The organism is Streptomyces sp. NPDC000410 (genome assembly GCF_040300305.1).
In the GTDB taxonomy this organism is placed as follows: Bacteria; Actinomycetota; Actinomycetes; order Streptomycetales; family Streptomycetaceae; genus Streptomyces.
On the sequence record NZ_JBEPDM010000129.1, the window covers coordinates 1 to 1,714 of the forward strand.

Consider the following 1,714-nt stretch of genomic DNA (forward strand, 5'->3'; position numbering starts at 1 on the left):
GCTCCGCCCCGAGCAGGCCGCCTACATCGGCGTCGAGGTCGAGGGCCCGTACAAGCCCGACCACTACCGCTACTGACGCACCCCCGCAGGCCCCCGCCCCCAGGGCGCGGGGGCCTGCGGCCGTCCCCGGCGACGGGCCGCTACAGCGCCGCCTCCAGCGCGAGGCACGCCTCGTAGTCCGGCAGGATGCCCGCCTCCAGCGCCTCGGCCAGAGTCGGGGCCGCGACGTCGCGCTCGGACAGGATGGGCGGGGCGCCGTCGAGCGTGACGGGCAGCCCGAGTGCCGGGTCGAGCGGGGAGACGGCGAGCTCGTTCTCCGCCACGTACGGCCCGGACATGAGGTACACCATCGTGGTGTCGTCCTCGAGCGCGACGAACACATGGCCCACGCCGACCGGCAGATACGTGGAGCGGAAGTGCTCCCCGTCGAGCTGGACCGTGTCCCACCGGCCGAAGGTGGGCGACCCCACCCGCAGGTCGACGACGAAGTCGAGCGCCCGGCCCCGCCCGCAGTAGACGTGCTTGGCCATGCCCGGTGGCGTCGAGGTGAAGTGCACTCCGCGCACCACACCACGGCGCGAGTGGCTCTGGCAGGTCTGGAAGACGGGGAAGGCGTGCCCGGTCGCCCCGGCGAACACGGGTTGCTGATACGTGGTCACGAACAGGCCGCGAGGATCGGGGAACACCGTGGGGGTGAACTCGAAGGCGCCCTTGATGGCGAGTTCCCGTACGGCCGTGGGCGCGCTCGCGCCGGTCTGTCGCGTCGTCATCGCAGCTGCCGGCGATCCGGTCACTCGCCCCACTTCATGTAGATGACCGGCGGCTCACGGCCGGGCAACTGGCGCAGAGGCGCGCGGTCGAGGCCGAAGACCTCGCGCAGCGCCGTGGTCTCACCGGGCCACTTGGGGTGGGCCAGCTCGTCGAACGCGAGGATGCTCCCCTTGGTCAGGTGCGGCCGGATCGCCGTGAGGAGCTCCTTGGTCGGCTGGTGGAGATCCAGGTCGAAGTAGGCCATGGCGATGACCGTCTCCGGGTTCTCCTCCAGGTACCGCGGAACGGTCTCGCGCACGTCGCCCTGGACGACGAAGGAGCGCTGGGTGTGCCCGAAGGGCTCGCAGGCCTCATGGGCCGCCAGGACCTCGCGCAGATGGGCGACCTCGTTCTCCGGCACCGCGAAACGCCCGGGGACGGCGCTGGTGCTGACCTTGTCCACGTCGTCGATGTCGTCGGGGAAGCCGGTGAAGGTGTCGAAGCCGATGATGCGCCGCAGCGAGTTGTACGGCTCGTAGATGCTGCGCAGGGCCGTGAGCGTGGCCAGATGACGGCCGTGCAGCACACCGAACTCCATGATGACGCCCGGGATCCCGGGCAGCATGCGGTACAGCGCGTCCATGGAGAGCAGGTCGGCGAGCTGGTGGCGGCGCAGATAGACGGGCAGGTTGTCGATCAGGTACTTCGGCGGGATGGGGCTGTCGACGAGGAGCTTCGTGAGCCGCTCACGCGCGTCGCGTTCCTGATCCGACTCATGCGGAACGATGCGCGGGTCGGTGAATCCGTCCTTGGCCATGAGGGGCCGTTCCTTTCGCTGGTGGGCCACAGGCGGCGGGGGAGGGTTCGCGCGGGGGCGGCGGTGCCGTACGGCACCTCTGATTGGGCCACAAGATTCCGCGCCGTAGCTTCCACACACCGACCTGCTCACCACCGTGAGCCGGGG

At 70.4% G+C, this 1,714-nt stretch carries 3 protein-coding genes; 1 reads left to right on the forward strand and 2 read right to left on the reverse strand.

Features of this window, described 5'->3' with window-relative positions; genetic code table 11:
• The coding region (locus tag ABT342_RS38040) for an adenosylhomocysteinase (protein ID WP_351584125.1) at window positions 1-76 on the forward strand (76 nt) is incomplete at its 5' end.
• A 64-nt stretch (window positions 77-140) separates the two neighbouring features.
• Here ABT342_RS38040 and ABT342_RS38045 read toward each other — a convergent pair.
• Both ABT342_RS38045 and ABT342_RS38050 read right to left on the reverse strand, forming a co-directional pair.
• Complete coding sequence (locus ABT342_RS38045; RefSeq protein WP_351584183.1) at window positions 141-770, reverse strand: dTDP-4-dehydrorhamnose 3,5-epimerase family protein; 630 nt, start codon at window positions 768-770, stop codon at window positions 141-143.
• 20 nt (window positions 771-790) lie between these two features.
• Window positions 791-1,567 (reverse strand): class I SAM-dependent methyltransferase, encoded by a 777-nt coding sequence (locus tag ABT342_RS38050; RefSeq protein WP_351584186.1) that lies wholly within the window; start codon window positions 1,565-1,567, stop codon window positions 791-793.
• Between the last annotated feature and the right edge of the window lie 147 nt (window positions 1,568-1,714).